Source organism: Rhizobium sp. AN6A, from assembly GCF_900215635.1.
In the GTDB taxonomy this organism is placed as follows: domain Bacteria; phylum Pseudomonadota; class Alphaproteobacteria; order Rhizobiales; family Rhizobiaceae; genus Agrobacterium; species Agrobacterium tumefaciens.
Map to the genome: position 1 here is coordinate 2,477,029 of NZ_OCNC01000004.1, position 20,301 is coordinate 2,497,329.

Genomic DNA, 20,301 nt, shown 5'->3' on the forward strand with positions numbered 1-20,301 from the left:
TCTTCGAGGATCATTTATGCATCGCTTTTAAGGGCAAACGCTGCGATTACCAAGCCCGCCATCTGTTAAAATATAGCGACAGGCAGGGTAAGGAATATGCTTGCGACCATCACACAAGTTCAGTATGTTCACTTTATGTTCTTGATGTGAGGTATTCCCGATGCTGGAAGAATTCATCGTGCAGGCCAAATCCGCCACTTATGTGGGCGGCGGCAACAAATCCTCAACGCCCACCCGCATCGGCTCACACGACCTCGGTTTTCATAGCGGCGACTGGAACTATATCGATAGCTATTTCGGCGGAACCGACTTCATCGGTGAGGAGGTCGTCTGGCATCAGGGAATTCCACTTTGGGCCATGAATTATTACGGCCGCATCATCCGCCCTGAGCTAATCGACGGCACGGTGGCGGGCAGGGTGATCCAGCGATCGCTTTCCACGCTATACAGGGAAGGGCGCTTCCTCGGCGGCTTCACCCACGAGGTCGAAGACATGGTCTATGTCGATACCAATGAGGGCGAATTCCGGTCTTTTACCGGCGTGGAGCGCATATATCGGGACAGCGTCGAGTTGTACCGGCTCGACTACCACGGCGGCGTGATAAAGCCGTAGCTACGCCGCAGGGAAGATCGAATAGGGACGATGGAGACCCATCGCCCCTTTTATCGATTTAAAATCAGTCGGGCTGCTTCGTCTTTCGCAGGTATGGAAGAACAGTGTCATAGGAGCCGAAACGGGCAATCGCATCCTCGTTGGAGACGGCGGCGGTGATGATGACGTCTTCGCCCTGTTTCCAGTTTGCCGGTGTCGCCACCTGATGTTTGGAAGTCAGCTGGATGGAATCGATTGCGCGAAGAATTTCGTCGAAGTTGCGGCCGGTGGTCATCGGGTAGGTGAGGACCAGCTTGATCTTCTTGTCGGGACCGACAACGAAGACGGAGCGCACGGTGGCGTTGTCGGCCGGCGTGCGGCCTTCGGAACTGTCGCCAGCGCCCGCCGGCAGCATGTCATAGAGCTTCGCCACTTTCAGGTCCTTGTCGCCGATCAGCGGATAATCGACGTTAAAGCCGGTCGCAGTCCGGATGTCGTTTTTCCATTTCTCATGGCTTTCGACCGGATCGACCGAAATGCCGATGATCTTGACGCCGCGCTTTTCGAATTCCGGCTGCAGGCCGCCCATCGCGCCGAGTTCCGTGGTGCAGACCGGCGTGAAATTCTTCGGATGCGAAAACAGGACCGCCCAGCCGTCGCCGATCCATTCGTGAAAGCTCACCGGACCGTGTGTGGTCTCGGCGGTGAAATCGGGTGCGATGTCGTTTATACGCAGGCTCATGTGATGGTTTCTCCCTAATGATTTAAATTGAAATCCTGAAGGTTTTGGCAATCCGCGTCCGGCGCAGGAGCTTAGAGTTTTTGCGTGAAATGGCCAGCCCTTTCCACGGCAAACGGCACGCCAATGACCTGTTATGGAAACGTACAAGGATTGTTTTCGTTCTGGCAAACGCCTATTCTGACGCGCTGCCTTTTCCGGCTGGCGCAAAAAGCTGATGCTCGACCACAATGAGCCAATAGTCTCCAAACAGACGCGATGGGGAACAGCAATGACGATCACGATTACCGCTTTTGAACGCTCGCCCGATGGCGGCAAGGGTCTGGCCCGCGACATGCGCGTCCGCTGGGCGCTGGAGGAAGCGGGGCTGTCCTACGATGTTCGCCTTCTCTCCTTCAAGGCGATGCGGGAACCTGAGCATCTGGCACTTCAGCCGTTCGGACAAATCCCGACCTATGAGGAGGGCGATCTTGTACTGTTTGAATCCGGCGCGATCATTTTCCACATCGCGGAGCGCAATGCTGGCCTGTTGCCGCGGGATGAGAATGCGCGGGCGCGGGCGATAACCTGGATGTTCGCCGCACTCAACACGGTGGAGCCGCCAATCGTTGACCGCTCGATTGCCCGATTTCTGGAGGGCGACAAGAGCTGGTACGAGGAGCGCCTTGCGATGATCGATAAAAATGTCCGCAAGCGGCTCGGCGAACTCTCCCGCTGCCTCGGTGACGACGACTGGCTCGACGGTGCGTTCAGCGCTGGAGATCTGTTGATGATATCGGTGCTGCAAAGGATAAAAAGCTCAGGCATCCTCGACGAATATCCAAACCTTTCAGCCTATGTGGCTCGCGGTGAGGCGCGTCCGGCCTATCAACGCGCCTTTGCCGACCAGCTTGCCGTCTTCAAGGCCGCTTCGACTGGTTGAACGTCGGTGAATAGCGGGGGCCTTAAGGTAAGAACCCCCACTACACTGTCTATACAGGACTGCCCGCAATCAAAAGCTACCGTAGCCATTTCAGTGATTGTTGTGCCTCTATCGCTGCCCGTTCTACTTCTTGATTGAAATGGAAATCTGCGATAGTACTAAAATTGATGTACGTACCTCAAATTTAAAAACCGTACAAATGCGGGCAAACAAGAACAATCGATAGGTCGGCAATATCCGAGCGTTTTCGTCTGGTGAAGCTGATTGGAACAACGGGGCAACGTCACAAGGGTGAGGGATGATGACGGCGTTTGAACTTGATCCGGAATTTGCAGTAACAGATGAGCCATCGCTTCGAGGGTTGTTCGAGGCGACCCACGCGCTAGCGATATTGAAGTGTCAGGACACCATTGGCGAGCATGCGCGGGAATTTATCAGACGCTCCCCGTTCCTGTGCATAGGAACGCAGAATCTGACGGGAAGTGCTGACGTAAGCCCTCGTGGCGACCCTGCGGGGTTCGTCAAGATTCTTGATGAACGCACACTCGCGATACCGGATCGGCCGGGTAACAATCGTCTGGATACGTTGACCAATATCATTGCCAATCCAAGCGTCGGGCTGTTGTTTGTCATACCGGGATTTGACGACACGTTGCGTGTGAACGGGCAGGCAAAGCTCGCAACCGACCCGGAGCTTCTGAAAAGCATGAGCATCAATGATCGCGCGCCCAAACTCGCGATTGTCGTCAGGGTGAGCGAGGTTTTCATGCATTGCGCCAAGGCGTTTCTGCGGTCGCATTTGTGGAGCCCGGATCATTTTCAGGATCGCTCCGAGATGCCGTCGCTCATCAAAATCATCCTTGACGAAACGACGGGCGCGCCCAGCAACAGGGATGAGATGCGGAAAATGGACGACGATCTGGAAAAGGACTACCAGAGAACACTTTATTAGCCGCCTCGATTGCAAAGCAGCGGTGGTGGCAGGCGCATCAGTTCCGACAGATCATCAAAATCTTTGCCGCATCAGCCAAAGCATGGGCATTTCGTCAGCAATGTCTTTCATGGGTTCAAAGCCCACTCGCGGAAGATTTTCTTGGCGGCAATTGCATTTTCTGGAGCACTGCTTCACCCTGGCTCGAAAAGTAAGGGCTAGGTGCTTTCTCTAAATCCTTTGCTCGCTATTGTGCCCAAGCGAGGTACAGAGTGTCGAGGCGGCGCTGATGAAGGTGAGGCGCTCAAGACCATAGAAAGCTAAATCTGGCAGCTACATATGATAATCGCATAAGATAGATTATGGAACTTTTGTTGATTGAAATGTCTTGCGTTTTCAGTCCAAATGACCTTCTAGGCAACTTCAGAACTCGTTTTGAACATTATCTGGCTGTTGCGTTATCGCGCTACGTCGAAGCGTAACGCATCCTTTCGCTCTAAACAAAACACCACTCAATTTCCGCCCAACATTATTGCCTGAAGCGATACTGATGGAGCATGTTCTCATGGATTGGCGTCGCGTCTCTGGCTGGGCCTCGGTTACCTGATCGCCCGTTCGGAAGGTAACGTCGACGCGGTCGGCGTTTTCGCCGGTATCATCATTCTCGCCATTTTTGTTCTCGTCATCGATCTCATTCTCGATGTCGCCGAGAGGAAGCTGATCACCTGGAGGCCGAACGCGGGCGAAGAACGGACTGCTTGAGGTTTCGACCCAGTCTCATATCAAGCGGGGCGGCCAGTTGGTCGCCCCGTTTTCGTTCTACTGACGTCATCAGGCCGATCTCTCGGCTATCAAACGCCGGCAGACCTGCTCACGGGCAATATGCAGAAAGATGGTGGATCCCCTACCCTGTAAAACGGGAATGATTCACTTTGTCGTTGGAACCAAATTTCCATTCAAACATTTTAGGGGACCGTTACCTTCAGGACCTTGCATGAAAGATAATGATCTCTTCCGGCAGGATGCTCAAGACGCTGGAGAGCGTCTAGTATCTGGCCACGCTTCTGAAGATCCGTTTGCGGCAGCCTTCAAGGCCACCCGCATGCCCATGATCATCACAAATCCACTCCAGAAAGACAATCCAATCATCTTCTGCAATGCTGCTTTCAGCAGATTGACGGGCTATTCCGCCGAAGAGCTGGTTGGTCAAAATTGTCGTCTGCTCCAAGGTCCAGACACGGATCCTGGTTCAGTTACGAAGCTGCGTGAGGCAATCGCAGCCGAGCAGGATTTGGCAATCGACATCCTTAATTACCGCAAGGACGGATCAGAGTTTTGGAATGCTCTCTTCGTAAGTCCGGTTCGCGATGCTTCGGGAACTGTCATCTATTTTTTCGCCTCGCAACTCGACTTCACCGATATCAAGAGCAAGGAAGCCGAACTCGCTCGCGCCCGCCACATCGCGGAGGGAGAGGTGGCGCAGCGAACGGCGGATTTGACCGAGGCATTGCGGGCAAAAACAACCCTCGTCCACGAAGTTGATCATCGCGTAAAAAACAACCTCCTGACTATCGCCTCAATCGTGAAGCTTCAGGCGCGGATGACTGATAACGATGTTGTGGAGCGGACATTGATGTCTGTGCTGAACAGGGTCGAAGCACTCAGCACCGTGCAGCGCAAGCTTCTGAACGATGAGGATGTAGGGCATTTCGATGTCGCGGATTTTGCCAATACATTGATGCTCGACAAGATCGGCGCCCTGAAGCGAACCGACATCATTCTCACCACCGATCTTCACGAGGTTGTGGTTCCGGCGACCAAGGCCTCCCCCCTTGCATTGATCATCAACGAACTCATCGGTGACGCCATTCGCAGAGGGTTGAAGGACCGAGGCGGGCAATTGCACCTGGAGGTCAAGCGCCTCAACGGCCACTTCCTTGTCAGGGTTGCCGATACCGTCACGCCGGGCGAAATGGACAAGGAAGAAGCAGCCTTTAGCAAAAAGATGCTGGAAGCATGCGTAAAACAACTGCGCGCTACGATCGTTCGGACCGTTGAAGGTCGCCTCTCGGATGTTCGTGTCACGCTTTCTGTAAAAGACTGAAAGGATCTCCTGTGAAAATCTTGATCGTAGAGGACGAAGCCCTGCTCGCGATGGAACTCGAAAGCGAAGTGGAAGATGCCGGACACGAGATTGTGGGGATCGCTGCCGACAGCAAGGAAGCTATCGAGCTTGCCAACAAGGCACTGCCGCAATTCGCATTTGTAGACATTCAATTGCTGGATGGCCCAACGGGAATCGAAGTCGGCCGATACCTTTCCTCGAGTTCCATCCCCTATGTTTTTGTTTCGGGTAACCTGAAGAGAATACCCGAGGATTTTGCGGGTGCACTTGGAGCGATCGAGAAGCCGTACACCATGAACGGTTTGCAAAATGCCTTGCAGTTCATTGAGGGGATCGTCATTGGCGCGGAGCGCTCCGTCACCCCTCCTCCCAGCCTCGTTGTTTCGCCCAAACTGCTTGCCGCCTTGTCGGCTTGATCAACGCCGCGCCTGTGCGGATAAGGATTGACCTTGAATTCACCGTCGGAACGCATTGACGCAGTTCGAAACTCTGGGCTGCTTGATGTCCATAGCCCACCTGAATTCCAGGATATTATCGAGGTCGTCAAAACCGGCCTGAAATGCCCAGTGGCGTTGATCTCGATTCTGGACGAGCACCGGCAGGTTTTCATCGCCCATGTCGGGTTGCCACCCAGATGGGCCGAAGCAGCGGAAACGCCACTCACCCATTCATTCTGTCAGCATGTGGTTCGCGATAGACAGCCTTTGATCATCGGAGATGCGACGCTTCATGATCTCGTTAGAAATAATCTGGCCATAACCGATCTGGGCGTGATCTCCTACATGGGAGTGCCTGTAACCCTCCCTGACGGCATGGTGATCGGCGCGCTCGCAGCAATCGATGGAGAACCACGCACATGGACGGAAAGCGAGCTACAGTTACTGAACCAGATCGGAAGGGTCGCCTCGAACCAGATTGCGACCTTCCTTTCCGAGCGACGCTGGGGTGCGCTTTTCCAGCAATTGGAGGAAGGCATCGTCATAGGCTCGGTGATCCGTGACGTCGACGGAACGATTGTCGATTGGCGGTACGAGACGGTCAATCCCGCATGGAGCACTCTTCTCGGATTGCCAGGCGATAATGTGCCTGGTCGAACCATGCGCGAACTCTTTCCAGAATTCGAAAATGAGTGGGTTTCCGATGTGGTGGAGGCCGTCGAGACCCAACAAAGCAAGCGTTTCACCCGCAAGATCGGATCGATGGATCGGTGGTTCGACGGCTATGTTCAAGCCACTGGTGAAGACACGTTCGTCATCATGTTCGTTGAAGTCACTGATCGTATGCAAGCCCAGGAGGCTTTGCGCGACAGCGAAACGAAGCTTCGCCTGATCGTCGAAGGCGCCAAAGACTATATTATCATGACGATCGATGAAGACCAGCGCATTACAAGCTGGTTCGGTGGAGCGCAGGAGACATTTGGCTGGTCGGAAGCCGAGATGCTCGGACGGCCGTTTGAGTCGATTTTTACTGAGGAAGACCGGGCAGCCGGCGTTCCTGCGACTGAAGTGAGCAGAGCCACGTCCGAAGGGGTTGCACCCGACCGCCGATGGCACCTCGCTGCCGATGGCTCCAGCATCTTTCTGGACGGCACGATCCGGCCGATGTCCAACCATTCGCCGCCCAAGGTCCCAGGTTATATCAAGGTCGCACGCAATGCCACCGCTCAAAAACTGTCGGAGGACAGGCAGCTTGCATTCCTGGAACTCGGCGAAAAGATCCGCGAGCTGGATACTGTTGCGGAAGTGGCATTTGCCGCCGCGGAGATTTTGGCACGGAGTCTGAGGGGCGCGACGCGGGCGGGCTACGGCATCGTTGACCCTATCGCCGAGACGGTGCAGATGCTTCCCGACTGGTGTGCGGAGGGAATGTTCACCGTCGCGGGGCTCCATCATTTCAGGAATTACGGATCCTACATCCAGGATTTGAAGCGCGGTGAGACGGTCATCATACCCGATGTGGCGACGGATCCGAGAACCTCCGCTTCAGCCGAGCTTCTACACTCAATAGGCATCTCCGTCCTCGTGAATGTGCCAATCATCGAAAGGGGCGCATTCGCGGGGGTCATGTTCGTGCACTACGACAAGCCGCATGAATTCTCGTCTGAGGAGCGTGATTTTGTGCGCACGATAGCGGACCGCACGCGTGAGGCGATCTCCAGGATTCGCGCCGAGCAGGAACAGCAGGTTCTCAATCACGAAATCAGCCACCGGCTCAAAAATACGATGGCCATGGTTCAGGCGATTGCGACACAGACGCTTCGCCCTGTCACCGACAGAGCCCCTGTCGAAGCCTTCACGAGCAGATTGCGCGCGCTTGCCAATGCGCATGAGGTTCTTCTGAACCAGGACTGGTCGTCGGCGCGCATGGTGGCAGTGATCGATTCAGTGCTTCGCCAACTTTCTCTTCCCGAGCGATACCGCATATCGGGCGCCGACATGGAAATCGGGCCTAGGACTGCGCTATCGCTGGCTCTCCTGATGCACGAGCTTGGCACAAACGCCTTGAAATACGGAGCCTGGTCTTCTGATGCCGGAACCGTCGTTATTTCATGGACGATAGAAGATGCCGGCGGCGAGAATGCGCTTGTTCTGGAATGGAAGGAGCAGGACGGTCCGCCGGTGACCGCTCCATCGGGTAAAGGTTTTGGATCGAAGCTCATCCGGCTTGGTCTGACGGGTACAGGCGGTGTCGAGATAAATTTTGATCCTGACGGCCTGCGGGTTACGATGCAGGGACTGGTTTCCCATTTGAGACAGTCATGATGAGCGTGACCTCGAATGCCGCCGATGTGGCAACCATACTCGTCATCGAGGATGAGCCGCTGCTACGCCTTGCCGCCGTGGATCTGCTGCGATAGCCGAGAATTTTTGCGGCTACCGGCATTCACCGCTCCACTTGGAATTTGGAGATGGTGACAGAGTCAGATAAGGCTTCGCAGTTGATCTGCCGACTGATTGCCGCTGGTCCCTGAGGTTGGAATTGACGGATAAATTACCTGCTGAACTTGATGGTTTGCATCGCAATACCTTTGAATATTTCTGGTCAGGGAGCCACCCGGAGAGTGGCCTACCGCGGGATCGTATGCGATCCGATGGTCATTCGATCCATGAGATCGCGTCCGTCTCGGGGATCGGGTTTGGTTTTCTTTCGCTCATTGTTGGTGTCGGCCGTTCTTGGATAACCGAACAGGAAGCCATCGCCCGGGCGAGCCGGATGTTGAAATCGCTGGCGACGGTGAAGCGTTTTCATGGCGCCTTCCCTCACTTCATCGATGCGTCCAGCGGAAGAACGATACCTTTCGCGAAATTCGACGACGGCGGAGATCTCGTTGAAACCGCTCTTCTGGTTCAGGCGCTGATCTGCGTCAGAGAGTTTTTTGGCGCGCAGACATCCTCCGAAATCGATTTACGCCGGTCCATAAATCAAATCGTCGAGACGGTGGAATGGGGCTGGTTTACCAGGGGAAAACCCGGGCCGCTGTTCTGGCATTGGAGCCGTCGGTATGCATGGGCGAAAAACTTGCCGATTGTGGGCTGGAACGAGGCCCTCGTCTGTTATGTGCTCGCGGCAGGTTCAACGACGCATGCAATCAGCGCCGAGTCTTATCATTCCGGATGGGCAAGCGATGGCGAAATCCGGAACGGATCGATGTATCTCGGTGTTCGGCTGCCGCTTGGCCAGCCGTATGGAGGACCGCTTTTCCTGTCGCACTATTCCTTCTGCACACTCGATCCGCGCGGTCTCGGCGATGTTTATTGTCACGACTATCTGGAGCAGGTTCACGCGCATTGCATGATCAATTACCGCTACTGCCGCACGCGCTACCCAAGTGAGGCCGGGTGGGGTCTGTCTGCGTGTGATGGGCCAAAGGGCTATGTCGTAAATTCTCCGACCGAAGATGACGGCATCATTGCGACAACGGCAGCCCTCTCGAGCATGCCCTTCTTTTCTCATCGTTCACGCGAGGCGGCTTTGCATTTTCTGCAATGGAACGATGGCGCACTCATCGGCCGCTTTGGCCTCATGGATTCATTCCAGCCCTCAACCGGCTGGGTGTCCGGAACCCATCTTGCCATCAATCAAGGTCCTGTTGTTGCGATGATGGAAAACTATCGCAGCGGCCTGATCTGGGATTTATTCATGAACGCACCCGAGGTGAAAAACGGCTTGGCCCAACTGGGCTTCCATCAGGACAGGTCTTTCGAAAAGTCGAGCCTGCAGGAAGGACGGACCGACCCCTGAGAACCGGTGTTTGAGCACCGCAAATGCATTCTCGAAGACAACGCCGGAAGGCCTTGGTAATTCGTTGGCAAGGCCTTCGGCGCGCAGGATATGCTAGGGTAAATTCGTGGTCATCGTCTCAAAACTACGGGAGTTTTGATGTTCGATAAACGGCGTGCTGTCATTCGGCTGGTTTCGAAGACGCGCTTTCGATATAGGCGATAAGATTATCCAGTTCCTCGGGTTTGCTGATGCCCGCCAAGGCCATCTTGTTTCCGGGGAATTTCTTCTTGGGAGCGCTGAGAAAGTCTCGCAGTTCTTGCGGTGTCCACACCAGCCCTTCCCCGCCTGCTTTTTTCATCGCATTCGAGTAATTATAGTCCGGATCGCCGCCCGCAGTACGGCCGATGATCCCGTTAAGCTGCGGGCCGACCTTGTTTTTCGCACCCGCGCCGATGGCGTGACAGGCGGAACAGCGCTTGAAGGCCGCCTCCCCCTTGGCAACATCGCCCTCTGAAAAAGCGGGAATGGCGCTTGCTGCCAGCATTGCCGCCGTGATGATCATTCTCTTGCGCATCGTGTCATCCTTGTTCTGCCGTATGAACGCGCCCGCCTGCAAATGCAGGCGGGCGGCTGGTTCTCAATTCAGGTCGTGCCCCAGGCGGGCGTACCCTTCTTGTAGGGAACGCAGGTCTCAAAGCCGCCGGGGATCTCGTCGTAAACGAGAACCTCGGTGGCGCCGATCTTGGAGGTGAAGAAACCGAGCAGCGTCAGCTGCTTGACGAGTGTGAAGGGATGCGGTGCGGTCGGCGTCTGTTCCGCCCGGGCCTGTTTGTCCAGCGCAGAAATCAGCGTCTGCCGCTCCTGCGACGTCAGCTCCAGAAACGCCTTCTTGTATTCCGTCCGGCTGCGGTTTTCGATGTCAGCCATCGCGGAGAGGAAGAGTTTCCGCTGCTCGCCGGTATAACAATCAGCCGCATAGACTGCCATGAATGCACCAACGGCAGCGTCCTTCGCACCCGGGGTGGATGTGCGAGGGATGATCGTTTCAGCCACCTCGTCCAGAAGCCGGATTTCCTCCGGGCTGAACACGTGGGCATCACCGGCGGGCTTGGCGGCGTTTTCCGCCGCAGTGACCACGTCAGCGCCGATCAACGGAAGACCGGAGGCAATGGCTATCAGTTTCAGCAGTTCACGTCTGTTCATCACAGGTTCCCCTTCTTGCGTTCGGAAACGGCAAATTCGGCGGCACGCGCCGTCAGCGCCATGTAGGTGAGCGACGGGTTGACGCAGGAGGCCGAAGTCATGCAGGCACCGTCAGTGACAAAGACGTTCGGCGCATCCCAGACCTGGTTGTTGCCATTAAGCACGGAAGTTTTGGGGTCGCGTCCCATGCGGGCCGTACCCATTTCATGGATGCCCATGCCTGGCGCATAGCTGCCCCTCGACGGTTTGACGTTCTTGATGCCAACCGCTTCGAACATCTCGACCGCGTCATTGACCATGTCTTCGCGCATATCGAGTTCGTTCTGCTTCATCTCGACATTCATCGACAGGACCGGCAGGCCCCATTTGTCCTTCTTGTCGTGGTCCAGCTTCACGCGGTTCTCGTGATAAGGCAGCATTTCACCGAAGGCAGTCATGCCGATAGTCCAGGCGCCCGGTTGGGTCAGCGCTTCCTTGTAGTCGGCTCCGATGTTGAGTTCGGCGATTTCCCGCTCCCAGCGCGAACGGCTGGCGGATCCCTGATAGCCGAAACCGCGCAGATAGTTCCGCTTGTCGTCGCCGGTGTTGCGGAAACGGGGAATATAGAATCCCGCAGGGCGGCGGCCCTTGAAATAGAACTCTTCGAAACCTTCCACCTGGCCGGTGGCGCCCATGCGGAAATGGTGGTCCATCACATTGTGGCCGAGTTCGCCCGAGCTGCTGCCGAGCCCTCCCTCCCACACGTCGGTGGCCGAGTTCATCAGAACCCAGGTCGAGTTGAGCGTCGAAGCGTTGAGGAAGATCACATCGGCGGTGTATTCATAGGTCAGGTTCGTTTCGGCATCGATGATCTCTACACCGCGAGCTTTCTTCTTGTCCTTGTCGTAAAGGATTTCCTTGACGATGGAGAAAGGCCGGAGCGTAAGATTTCCGGTGGCGACTGCCGCCGGCAGGGTCGATGACTGCGTGCTGAAATAGCCGCCGAAAGGACAGCCCAACCGGCACTTGTTGCGGAACTGGCAGCGCGTGCGCTCCTGATCGGGAAGTTCCTGGGTGATGTTGGCACAGCGCGAATTGATGAGGTGGCGCGTGCCTTTAAAGGCAGTTTTCAACCGGCGGGCCACATCCTCTTCAACGCAATTCAGCGGAATAGGCGGCAGGAATTCACCATCAGGGAGAATGTCCAGCCCCTCGCGGCTGCCGGAAATGCCGGCGAAACGCTCGACATAATCATACCAGGGAGCAATGTCCTGATAGCGGATCGGCCAGTCAACGGCGATCCCTTCTTTGGCGTTGGCCTCGAAATCGGTCTGCGACCAGCGGTAGGTCTGGCGTCCCCACAGCAGCGAACGGCCGCCGACGTGATAACCACGGAACCAGTCGAAACGCTTTTCTTCGACATAGGGCGTTTCCTGCTCGTCGGCCCACATACCAAGCGTGGCCTCTTCCAGCAGATAGTCGCGGCTGAGAACCGGATATTTCGCCTTCATCTCCTGCGTGGCGCGGTTGCGATGGGGATAGTCCCAGGCTTCCTTGTCGGCATTCTGATAGTCGGTAATGTGCTCGATGTTTCTGCCGCGCTCCAGCAGCAGGACCTTCAGGCCTTTTTCCGTGAGTTCCTTTGCGGCCCAGCCTCCACTTATGCCTGAACCGACAACAATCGCATCATAATGATTGTCCGCCATGATAACTCCTCCGATTGGTACTTGGGTAAAAAGTCGACGAGACAATGCCCTCCCCGTCGCAACGCGGCGGAAACTTCATCATGCGTCTGTCGAACCTTATGCGCCCCGGCGAAACCGGCCGCCGGGGTGCGGTTCTGGTTTTACTGGCAGTGTTTACTGAATGGTCGGCAGGCGCTCGCTCAGGAACGCGTTGCCCTTGGTCACAACCGCTTCGGCATCGAGCGGAAGGTCGTGTTCAAGGATGAACCATTGTGCGCCGGCATGTTTGGCCGCCGGCAGGATCGTCTTCCAGTCGAGAACGCCGGTGCCAATCGTTGCAAAGCCGCGCTCGTTTTCGGCCGTGCCGGCCGGTGCATTGTCCTTGGCGTGGATTGCAAAAACCCGGCCGTTCAGAGTGCCGAGGAACTCAGCCGGATCATTGCCGCTGCGCGCCACCCAGGCGACATCGAGTTCGCTCTGCAGTTTCGGGCCTGCGGCATCGAGCAGCAGTTCAAGCGCCGTCTTGCCGTCAAACTTGACCATTTCAAAATCATGGTTGTGATAGGCCATGGAGAGGCCAGCCGCGGAAAGCTTGTCGGCATATCCGCCAAGTTCCTTGCCAAAGGCTGTCCAGCCTGCGGCGTCCTTAGGGCGGTCTTCGGGCTTGAGGAACGGCACGGTCACGACCGGATTGCCGACAGCCTTCTGCTCGGTGATGACCTCGTCGAGATTGCCGCGAAGCTTGTCGATCGGCACATGCGAGGAAATGACCTTGATCTTGTGCTTTTCCAGAAGCGCGTTCAGCTCGCTGGCGCTGACTTTCTGCATATCCACCGTTTCCACGGCGGAAACGCCCGCGCGGTTGAGGATGGCAAGCTGCTCCTCAAGCGTTCCGGCGTTGCGCAGTGTGTACATCTGCGCGGCAATCGGCAGCGTCTTGCTGTCATCGGCAAAAACCGGATTTGCGATACCGGCCGCCAGTCCGACGACGAATGCCATCTTTGCGAATTTTGACTTGAACGTTTTCAAACGCGTAACTCCCTTTCCGTTTGATCAATATGACGACACGCCTGCCCGTGCTCTTCCAAACAATTAGTCGGGTAATGCTGGGCACAACCTCCGATGCCCTGCGTCGTCAGTCCCCGATATCCAGTGATCTAGATGTCGATCTCTACCCAGGACGAGGTCAGGCTGGACCGCACGGCCGCATCGATGAATGCGAGACCCGCAAGGCCGTCCTCTATGCCGGGATAAACCACATCCCCGGCGGCTGCTTTTTCCTCCCTTTTTGCGATGATTGCGTCTGCGGCCTCACGGTAGATCGTCGCAAAACCCTCGAGATATCCCTCCGGATGCCCTGATGGCACGCGGCTGACGCGGTTGGCGGCAGAACCTGCGCCCGCGCCATTGCGCGTAATCAGCCGCTTGGACTCGCCGTAAGGTGTGAACCACAGCTCGTCCGGCACGCGGTGGTGCCATTCAAGGCCGCCCTTATCGCCATAGACCCTGAGCGACAGGGCGTTTTCATTGCCGACAGCGATCTGGCTTGCCCAGAGCATGCCCTTCGCGCCGCTTTCGTAACGCAGCAGGATATTGGCGCTGTCATCCAGCTGCCTGCCCGGAACGAAGGACGTGAGATCGGCGTAGAGGCTCGCGGGAATTTCACCGGTCACGAAGGCGGCGGCGTTGAAGGCATGGGTGCCGATGTCGCCGATTGCCCCGCCCGCGCCAGAGCGGCTCGGATCGGTGCGCCACTCCGCTCCCTTTGCGCCGGTCTTTTCGACCGCTTCGGTCAGCCAGTCCTGCGCATATTCGGCCTGGACATGGCGCAGCTTGCCGATGGCGCCGTTGGCCACCATCTCCCGCATCTGCCGCAACATGGCATAGCCGGTGTAATTATGCGTGAGGATGAACAGCCTGTCGGATGCCCTGACGATCGTCGCCAGCTCCTTCGCCTCCTCCAGCGTCGCTGTGACGGGCTTGTCGCAGATAACGTGGATGCCAGATTCGAGAAAGACCTTGGACGGGGCGAAATGCAGGTGGTTGGGGGTGACGATGGCAACCGCCTCGATACCGTCTTCACGACCGGCCTCGGCCGACGCCATCTCCTCAAACGAAGCGTAGGACCGCTCGGGCGCAATGCCGAGCAGGGTTGCCGAAGCACTGGCGCGTGCCGGGTCGGAGGAAAGCGCACCGGCGACCAATTCGTAACGGTCGTCGAGCCGCGCGGCGATACGATGCACCGCGCCGATAAAGGCACCCTGACCACCACCCACCATGCCGAGACGAATGCGGCGGCTATTAAATCTTGCTGTTGCGGAGGACATGTCTATCCCTTTCAAAGCCCGAGAAGGCGACGGTTAGCGGCATCATCGACGCCGCTTTTGGCGAAATCGTCGAAAGCCCGCTCGGTCACGCGGATGATGTGATTTTCAATGAAGCCGGCACCTTCACGCGCCCCGTCTTCCGGGTGTTTCAATGCGCATTCCCACTCCAGCACCGCCCATCCTTCGAAGTCGTATTGGGTGAGTTTGGAAAACACCGCGCCGAAATCGACATGCCCGTCGCCGAGCGAACGGAAACGCCCCGGCCGGTCGACCCAGCCTTGATAACCGCCATAGACGCCGGAACGACCGGTGGGATTGAACTCGGCATCTTTGACGTGAAAGGCCCGGATGCGCTCGTGGTAGATATCGATGAAATCAAGATAATCCATCGCCTGAAGCACGAAATGCGAGGGATCATAAAGGATGTTGGCGCGCGAATGATTGCCGGTCGCCTCCAGAAAACGCTCGAAGGTAATGCCGTCATGCAGGTCTTCGCCAGGATGCAGCTCGTAGCAGAGATCGACGCCATTCTCCTCGAATGTATCGAGAATGGGCGTCCAGCGCTTTCCGAGTTCAGCAAAGGCCATTTCGACAAGACCTGCGGGGCGCTGCGGCCAGGGATAAACGAAAGGCCACGCCAGCGCGCCGGAAAAACTCGCATGGCTCTTGAGGCCCAGATGCTGCGACGCTTTCGCCGCGCACTTCAGCTGGTTGACCGCCCATTCCTGACGCGCCTGCGGTTTGCCGCGCAGTTCGGCGGGCGCAAAACCGTCGAACATCTCGTCATAGGCGGGATGAACGGCGACGAGCTGCCCTTGAATATGAGTCGAAAGCTCGGTGATCTCGATGCCTGTCTCGGCCAGACGGCCCTTGATATCGTCGCAATAGGTTTTGGAAGCCGCAGCCTTTTCAAGATCGAAGAGTTTCGGATCGGTCGGCACCTGAATGCCCTTGTAACCGAGGGAAGCCGCCCATTGGCCGAGATTGTCGAGCGTGTCGAAGGGTGCCTTGTCCCCGACAAATTGCGCGAGGAAAATCGCGGGGCCTTTGATCGTCTTCATGTCCGTACACTCCTTGCATTCACAGTTCGGCATTCACAATTCTGGCGTCGCCGCTACCGGTGCGGCGAACGGCGGGGCGCGACCGAGCCGCGTACCACCAGTTCCGTATCCAGCACGATGGTTTCGGCCGTGCGTTTGCCATTTAGCCGGTCGACCATCAGCGCCATGGCTTTGCGGCCCATTTCCTGCCGGGGCTGGCGCACTGTCGTCAGCGGTGGTTCGAAGGCATTGGCGAAAATGATATCGTCGAAGCCAATGACCGAGACATCGGCCGGCACCGACAGCCCGCGCCCGCGCAGCTCGCTGATTGCGCCAATCGCCATCTGGTCGCTCGATGCGAAGATGGCGGTGAAGGAAATCCCATTTTCGAGAAGTCCGGCAATCGCCTGTCTACCGGCTTCGATGCTGTAATCGCCTGTCACGACGAGTTCATCCGCGTAACCGATACCCGCTTCTTCAAGCGCGTCGCGGTAGCCCTCGAAACGCTCCTGTGCCAGACTCTCCGGAAAAGGTCCGGCGAGATGCGCGATCTTCGTGTGCCCTGCTTCGATCAGATGATGCACGGCGTTTTTGGACGCGGCGCGGTTGTCCACCTTGACGGTGGGCAGCGCGATGCCTGGCACGGTTTCCGAAGCGATGACGATCGGCGGCAGCGCGTCACCCTGATCGAGAAGCTCTGAAGGAAACTGGCCGGTCATCAGGATGAGGCCGTCGGCATGTTTCTGCCTGACCATGTCTATATGTGTCGCCACGCGGTTTTCGTCGTTACGGGCGTCGCCCATGAGCACTTTGAAGCCCGCCTCCCCCGCCGCTTCCTCCACGCCCTTGTAGATCTCGAGATAAAAGGGGTTGCCGATATCGCGAACGAGAAGAATGACAGTGTTGTTGGATTGACGCCTGAAGCTTGCGGCCTGGGCGTTGGGAACAAAGTTCGCCTGCCTGACGGCATCGAAAACCTTCTTCCTTGTTTCCGGGCGGACTTTGTCGGGTTGTTGCAGCGCCCGTGACACGGTCGCGATCGAAACGCCCGCGAGAGCTGCAACTTCCCTGATATTCGAACCTTGGTCTTTGCTCATCTGTCACACACGCAACTGCTTTTGGCGGCCATAAAGCAGCATCAGCGCAAGTAGCGTGACACCGAATATGATCTGCCGGGCCCATACATCGAGGTTGAGCGTTATCAGTACGCTTTGCAGAATGGTGAGCGCAACTGCCCCGGCCATGGTTCCGATATATCCGCCCGCACCACCCGCAAGCGAAGTGCCGCCGATGACAACAGCGATGATCGATGGAAGGACATATTGGTCGCCGACAGAAATGAAGGAGGTACCGGTGTAGCCGATCACGCAGACCCCGGTCAGACCGGCAAACAGGCCGGACAGGCCGTAAAGCAGCGTGCGGATCAAAGACACGGGCAATCCGACCAGCGTCGCCGCCCGCTCGTTGGAGCCGATGGCGTAAATGGAGAAGCCGAAGGCCGTGCGGCGCAGCACGAACAGCATGATCGCGGCAATGCCAAGCCAGACGAAGAGGACGCCGGGAATGCCGAAAACAAGCGGCCGGTTGATGAAACCTGCCAGGAGGGGCGCCGCCGCACCTGATGGAACGCCCTGCGAATAGACCACCAGCCCGCCCTGGATGACCGCCGTCATGCCGAGTGTCATGACCAGCGGCGGAATGCGCACGAAGGTGATGCCGAGGCCATTGATGAGGCCGATTAGGAAGGGAATGCCACCTGCGACAAGAATGGCAAGCGGTATGCCCGCATTCTGGCCGTTCATCATGTTGCCGGCAAGGACAGCGCCGAGCGAGATCATCGCGCCGACGGACAGATCGATGCCTTCGCGTCCGCCGAGAATCACAAGATTTTGGCCCGCCGCGACGATACCGAGAATAGCGGCGATCGTCAGCAGCCGCACGATCTGCGACCCCTGTGCGAAGCCGGGCGACAACAGTTCGCCGACAAGCAGCAGGAAGACTGACGCGCCAATCGCAATGGTCAGGGGATCGGTGATGATGGATTTGATTTTCAAACCGGGATTTGTCATCTCAACGCCTCGTCACCAGAACGCCGCCGGCAAGTGCCGTCAGCACGATCAACCCCTGTACCAATGTCTGGTACTCGAAGGGCAAGCCCGCAAAGAAAATCACATTGCCGATCATGCCCAGCACCAGCGCGCCGGCGATCGATCCTGTCGAGCTGCCGAACCCGCCGGAAAGTGCGGTGCCGCCAAGAACGACCGCCGAAATGGAGGAGAGCGCCAGGCTTGCACCGAGCAAGGGGTCGCCGGAGGCGGTCTCGCCCGTCAGGCACAGCGCTGCGAGCGCCGAAAACAGACCGGAAATCATGTAGGCGCCAATGCGAATGCCGGAGAGGCGCAAGCCCGTCTGGAAAGCGCCCGTGCGATTGCCGCCCACGGCCAACAAATGCACGTGAAACGGAATGCGCGACACAACGAGCGTAAAGGCAATGCCAGCCAGCAGCACCCATAGCACGAAAGGCAAGCCGATGAAGCTGCCGGAATAGGTCTGCCAATAGGCTTCCGGCACGGGAAGACCGGCCTGCGGCAGAACCCAGATCGCCAGACCGGCAAAGATGATGCCCGTCGCGAAGGTGGTGACGATGGGCTGGAAACGCAGGCCGGATATGAACAGGCCGTTGACCAGCCCACAGATCAGTCCGACCGCAACTCCCGCTCCCATGCCCGCAATGACGGCACCCGCCGTTCCGCCAAGTGCAGCGATGACGCTGACGGTAACGACATTGGCGAGCGCTACGATGCTTCCGACCGACAGATCTATATCCCCCGCCAGAATGACATAGGTCTGACCGATGGCGACCAGGATCAGGGGAAGAAACGTCGTCAGGTTCGACTGCAATACGGCCGGCTGCACGAAGGAAGGCTGCAGAAATGTGTTGACGCCGATGAGAACGGCCAGAACCACGAGAGTTATGATCCAGGGTTGCTTGCGCATAAAACCGAGGGAATTCATGCGGCGTCTCCATAGGCGGCGCGTGTCATGTTGACGGATGTCATGTCGGCTCCGGTCAGCTCCGCAGAAATGCGTCCGCCGTTGAACACGAGAATGCGGTCGGCATATTCGAGGATTTCCGCATCTTCCGAGGAATAGAGAAGAATAGTCGCGCCCGCGTCAGCCTGCTGGCGCATCAGCGCGAAGAGATCGGCCTTGGCGCCAAGATCGATGCCCTTGGTCGGATCGTCGAGCAGCAGCAGTTTCGGCGCGGTGGCAAGCCAGCGGGAAATGAAGATTTTCTGCTGGTTGCCGCCTGAGAGCGTGCCGATAGGCATATCCATGCCGGCAAACTTCGTCTTCATGTCGTCCGCGACCTTCTGCACACGCGGCTTCAGTGTCGCGGGCCGGACCAGTCTCATCTTTTCGCGCACCATCAGAGCTGCAACAAGATTTTCGAAGATCGACCGGCCCTGAAGCGAGGCATCACGCCCTCGGTCGCCCGATACATAGGCAAAACCGTTATGAACCGCCTGCGAAGGCTTGCCGATAACAACCTCACGGCCCTCGAACTGGATTTGCCCGGCGGCAAAGGGGCTTGCGCCGAACAGACCCTTCAGCAAAGCCGACTGGCCCTGCCCCTGCAATCCCGCCAAACCGACGATTTCACCCGGATAGGCTTGCAGACTGACACCGCGAACACCCTCGCCCGCAACGTCCGTCACCTTCAGGCTGGGTGCTGCACCTGCGCGTCCCTGCTGGCGGGCAGGCGCGGCGCGGACGTCGCCGACCATGTCGTGCACCACGGCCTCGCGGGTGGTAGCGGCGGTGTCGAGTTCCGAAATGGTCGCACCGTTACGCATGACGGTGATGCGGTCGCAGACAGCAAAAACCTCATCGAGCCGGTGGGAAATCATGATGGTGGAGACACCGTCCGCCTTCTTGGCTCTGAGTATCTCAAAAAAACGCTCGGACTGGCGGCCATCGAGAGCCGCCGTCGCCTCATCCATGATCATGAGGCTGGCATTCTGGGCGAAAACTTTCAGGATTTCGACGAGCTGGCGCTGATCGGGCGGCAGATTGCCGACGATCGCATCCGGCTCCAGCCCTGTCCCGGCAACCCCGTCAAACAGCGCGATCAGCCTGCGCGCCTCGGCTTTCAGGCCCTTGCTCTCGACAAAAACGCCGCGCTTCGGTTCTCGACCGAGAAAAATGTTGTCAGCGACGGAAAGCTGCGGAATGAGGCTTAGCTCCTGATAAAACAGCGCAATACCGGCATTTTCGGCGTCACGCGGGCTTTTGAAGCGCACGTCTTCGCCGTTGAACCGGATGGTGCCGCTGGTCGGAGCCACAGCGCCCGCAACGATCTTGCAAAGCGTGCTCTTACCGCAACCATTGGCGCCCAGCAGCGCGTGAATTTCACCGCGACCAACGGTCAGCCTGCCGTCGGAAAGCGCACGCACGGCGCCAAAATTCTTCTGTATGCCGGCCGCTTCCAGAGCGTTCGCCATCGCATGTCCCCGAATTGTACTTGTCATTG

Annotated in this window: 18 protein-coding genes and 1 pseudogene; 8 read left to right on the top strand and 11 right to left on the bottom strand. The window is 57.5% G+C overall.

Going from position 1 to position 20,301, the window contains the following annotated elements:
- Window positions 1-160 precede the first annotated feature (160 nt).
- A complete protein-coding gene (locus CRO62_RS24780; RefSeq protein ID WP_097102502.1) occupies window positions 161-613 on the top strand; it encodes a DUF5680 domain-containing protein in 453 nt (150 codons plus the stop codon).
- A 64-nt stretch (window positions 614-677) separates the two neighbouring features.
- Here the strand turns inward: CRO62_RS24780 and CRO62_RS24785 are convergent, their stop codons facing one another.
- Window positions 678-1,334 (bottom strand): peroxiredoxin, encoded by a 657-nt coding sequence (locus CRO62_RS24785; protein ID WP_097102504.1) that lies wholly within the window; start codon window positions 1,332-1,334, stop codon window positions 678-680.
- 268 nt (window positions 1,335-1,602) lie between these two features.
- On the opposite strand from CRO62_RS24785, the gene CRO62_RS24790 reads away from it, so the two are divergent.
- The 7 genes and pseudogenes from CRO62_RS24790 to CRO62_RS24820 all read left to right on the top strand — a co-directional run bounded on the left by CRO62_RS24790 (window position 1,603) and on the right by CRO62_RS24820 (window position 9,551).
- Window positions 1,603-2,253 (top strand): glutathione S-transferase family protein, encoded by a 651-nt coding sequence (locus CRO62_RS24790; protein ID WP_097102506.1) that lies wholly within the window; start codon window positions 1,603-1,605, stop codon window positions 2,251-2,253.
- 301 nt (window positions 2,254-2,554) lie between these two features.
- Complete coding sequence (locus tag CRO62_RS24795) at window positions 2,555-3,205, top strand: pyridoxamine 5'-phosphate oxidase family protein (protein ID WP_097103296.1); 651 nt, start codon at window positions 2,555-2,557, stop codon at window positions 3,203-3,205.
- A 570-nt stretch (window positions 3,206-3,775) separates the two neighbouring features.
- Window positions 3,776-3,946, top strand: a pseudogene (locus CRO62_RS24800) (ABC transporter permease); the annotation flags it as partial.
- Between the two features lie 232 nt (window positions 3,947-4,178).
- Complete coding sequence (locus tag CRO62_RS24805) at window positions 4,179-5,288, top strand: PAS domain-containing protein (RefSeq protein WP_097102508.1); 1,110 nt, start codon at window positions 4,179-4,181, stop codon at window positions 5,286-5,288.
- Between the two features lie 11 nt (window positions 5,289-5,299).
- Window positions 5,300-5,725: a response regulator gene (locus CRO62_RS24810; protein WP_097102509.1), complete on the top strand. Its 426-nt coding sequence runs from the start codon at window positions 5,300-5,302 to the stop codon at window positions 5,723-5,725.
- Window positions 5,726-5,758: 33 nt separating this feature from the next.
- Window positions 5,759-8,071 (top strand): GAF domain-containing protein, encoded by a 2,313-nt coding sequence (locus CRO62_RS24815; protein WP_097103298.1) that lies wholly within the window; start codon window positions 5,759-5,761, stop codon window positions 8,069-8,071.
- 319 nt (window positions 8,072-8,390) lie between these two features.
- The gene (locus CRO62_RS24820) at window positions 8,391-9,551 is read left to right on the top strand and encodes a glucoamylase family protein (RefSeq protein ID WP_097102511.1); all 1,161 of its coding nucleotides are present in this window, start codon (window positions 8,391-8,393) and stop codon (window positions 9,549-9,551) included.
- Window positions 9,552-9,711: 160 nt separating this feature from the next.
- Here CRO62_RS24820 and CRO62_RS24825 read toward each other — a convergent pair whose 3' ends face one another.
- From CRO62_RS24825 to CRO62_RS24870, 10 genes are all read right to left on the bottom strand, one after another.
- A complete protein-coding gene (locus CRO62_RS24825; protein ID WP_097103300.1) occupies window positions 9,712-10,107 on the bottom strand; it encodes a c-type cytochrome in 396 nt (131 codons plus the stop codon).
- Between the two features lie 68 nt (window positions 10,108-10,175).
- Window positions 10,176-10,736 carry a gluconate 2-dehydrogenase subunit 3 family protein gene (locus CRO62_RS24830; protein WP_097102513.1) on the bottom strand — a complete coding sequence of 187 codons (561 nt, stop codon included), beginning with the start codon at window positions 10,734-10,736 and terminating at the stop codon, window positions 10,176-10,178.
- Entirely contained in the window at window positions 10,736-12,421 is a 1,686-nt protein-coding gene (locus tag CRO62_RS24835; protein WP_097102516.1) for a GMC oxidoreductase, read from the bottom strand. Before CRO62_RS24835 ends, CRO62_RS24830 begins: the two co-directional genes overlap by 1 nt.
- A 153-nt stretch (window positions 12,422-12,574) precedes the next feature.
- Window positions 12,575-13,429, bottom strand: coding sequence for a sugar phosphate isomerase/epimerase family protein (locus CRO62_RS24840; protein WP_003515232.1), 855 nt, complete (start codon window positions 13,427-13,429; stop codon window positions 12,575-12,577).
- 128 nt (window positions 13,430-13,557) lie between these two features.
- On the bottom strand, window positions 13,558-14,727 hold the full coding sequence (locus CRO62_RS24845; RefSeq protein ID WP_097102518.1) for a Gfo/Idh/MocA family protein: 1,170 nt from the start codon (window positions 14,725-14,727) through the stop codon (window positions 13,558-13,560).
- A gap of 11 nt (window positions 14,728-14,738) precedes the next feature.
- Complete coding sequence (locus CRO62_RS24850; protein WP_097102520.1) at window positions 14,739-15,788, bottom strand: sugar phosphate isomerase/epimerase family protein; 1,050 nt, start codon at window positions 15,786-15,788, stop codon at window positions 14,739-14,741.
- 53 nt (window positions 15,789-15,841) lie between these two features.
- On the bottom strand, window positions 15,842-16,864 hold the full coding sequence (locus CRO62_RS24855) for a LacI family DNA-binding transcriptional regulator (protein WP_097102523.1): 1,023 nt from the start codon (window positions 16,862-16,864) through the stop codon (window positions 15,842-15,844).
- Between the two features lie 3 nt (window positions 16,865-16,867).
- Entirely contained in the window at window positions 16,868-17,836 is a 969-nt protein-coding gene (locus CRO62_RS24860; protein WP_097102525.1) for an ABC transporter permease, read from the bottom strand.
- Between the two features lies 1 nt (window position 17,837).
- The gene (locus CRO62_RS24865) at window positions 17,838-18,782 is read right to left on the bottom strand and encodes an ABC transporter permease (RefSeq protein ID WP_097102527.1); all 945 of its coding nucleotides are present in this window, start codon (window positions 18,780-18,782) and stop codon (window positions 17,838-17,840) included.
- Window positions 18,779-20,272, bottom strand: a complete 1,494-nt coding sequence (locus tag CRO62_RS24870) for a sugar ABC transporter ATP-binding protein (RefSeq protein WP_097102530.1) — start codon at window positions 20,270-20,272, stop codon at window positions 18,779-18,781. Before CRO62_RS24870 ends, CRO62_RS24865 begins: the two co-directional genes overlap by 4 nt.
- Between the last annotated feature and the right edge of the window lie 29 nt (window positions 20,273-20,301).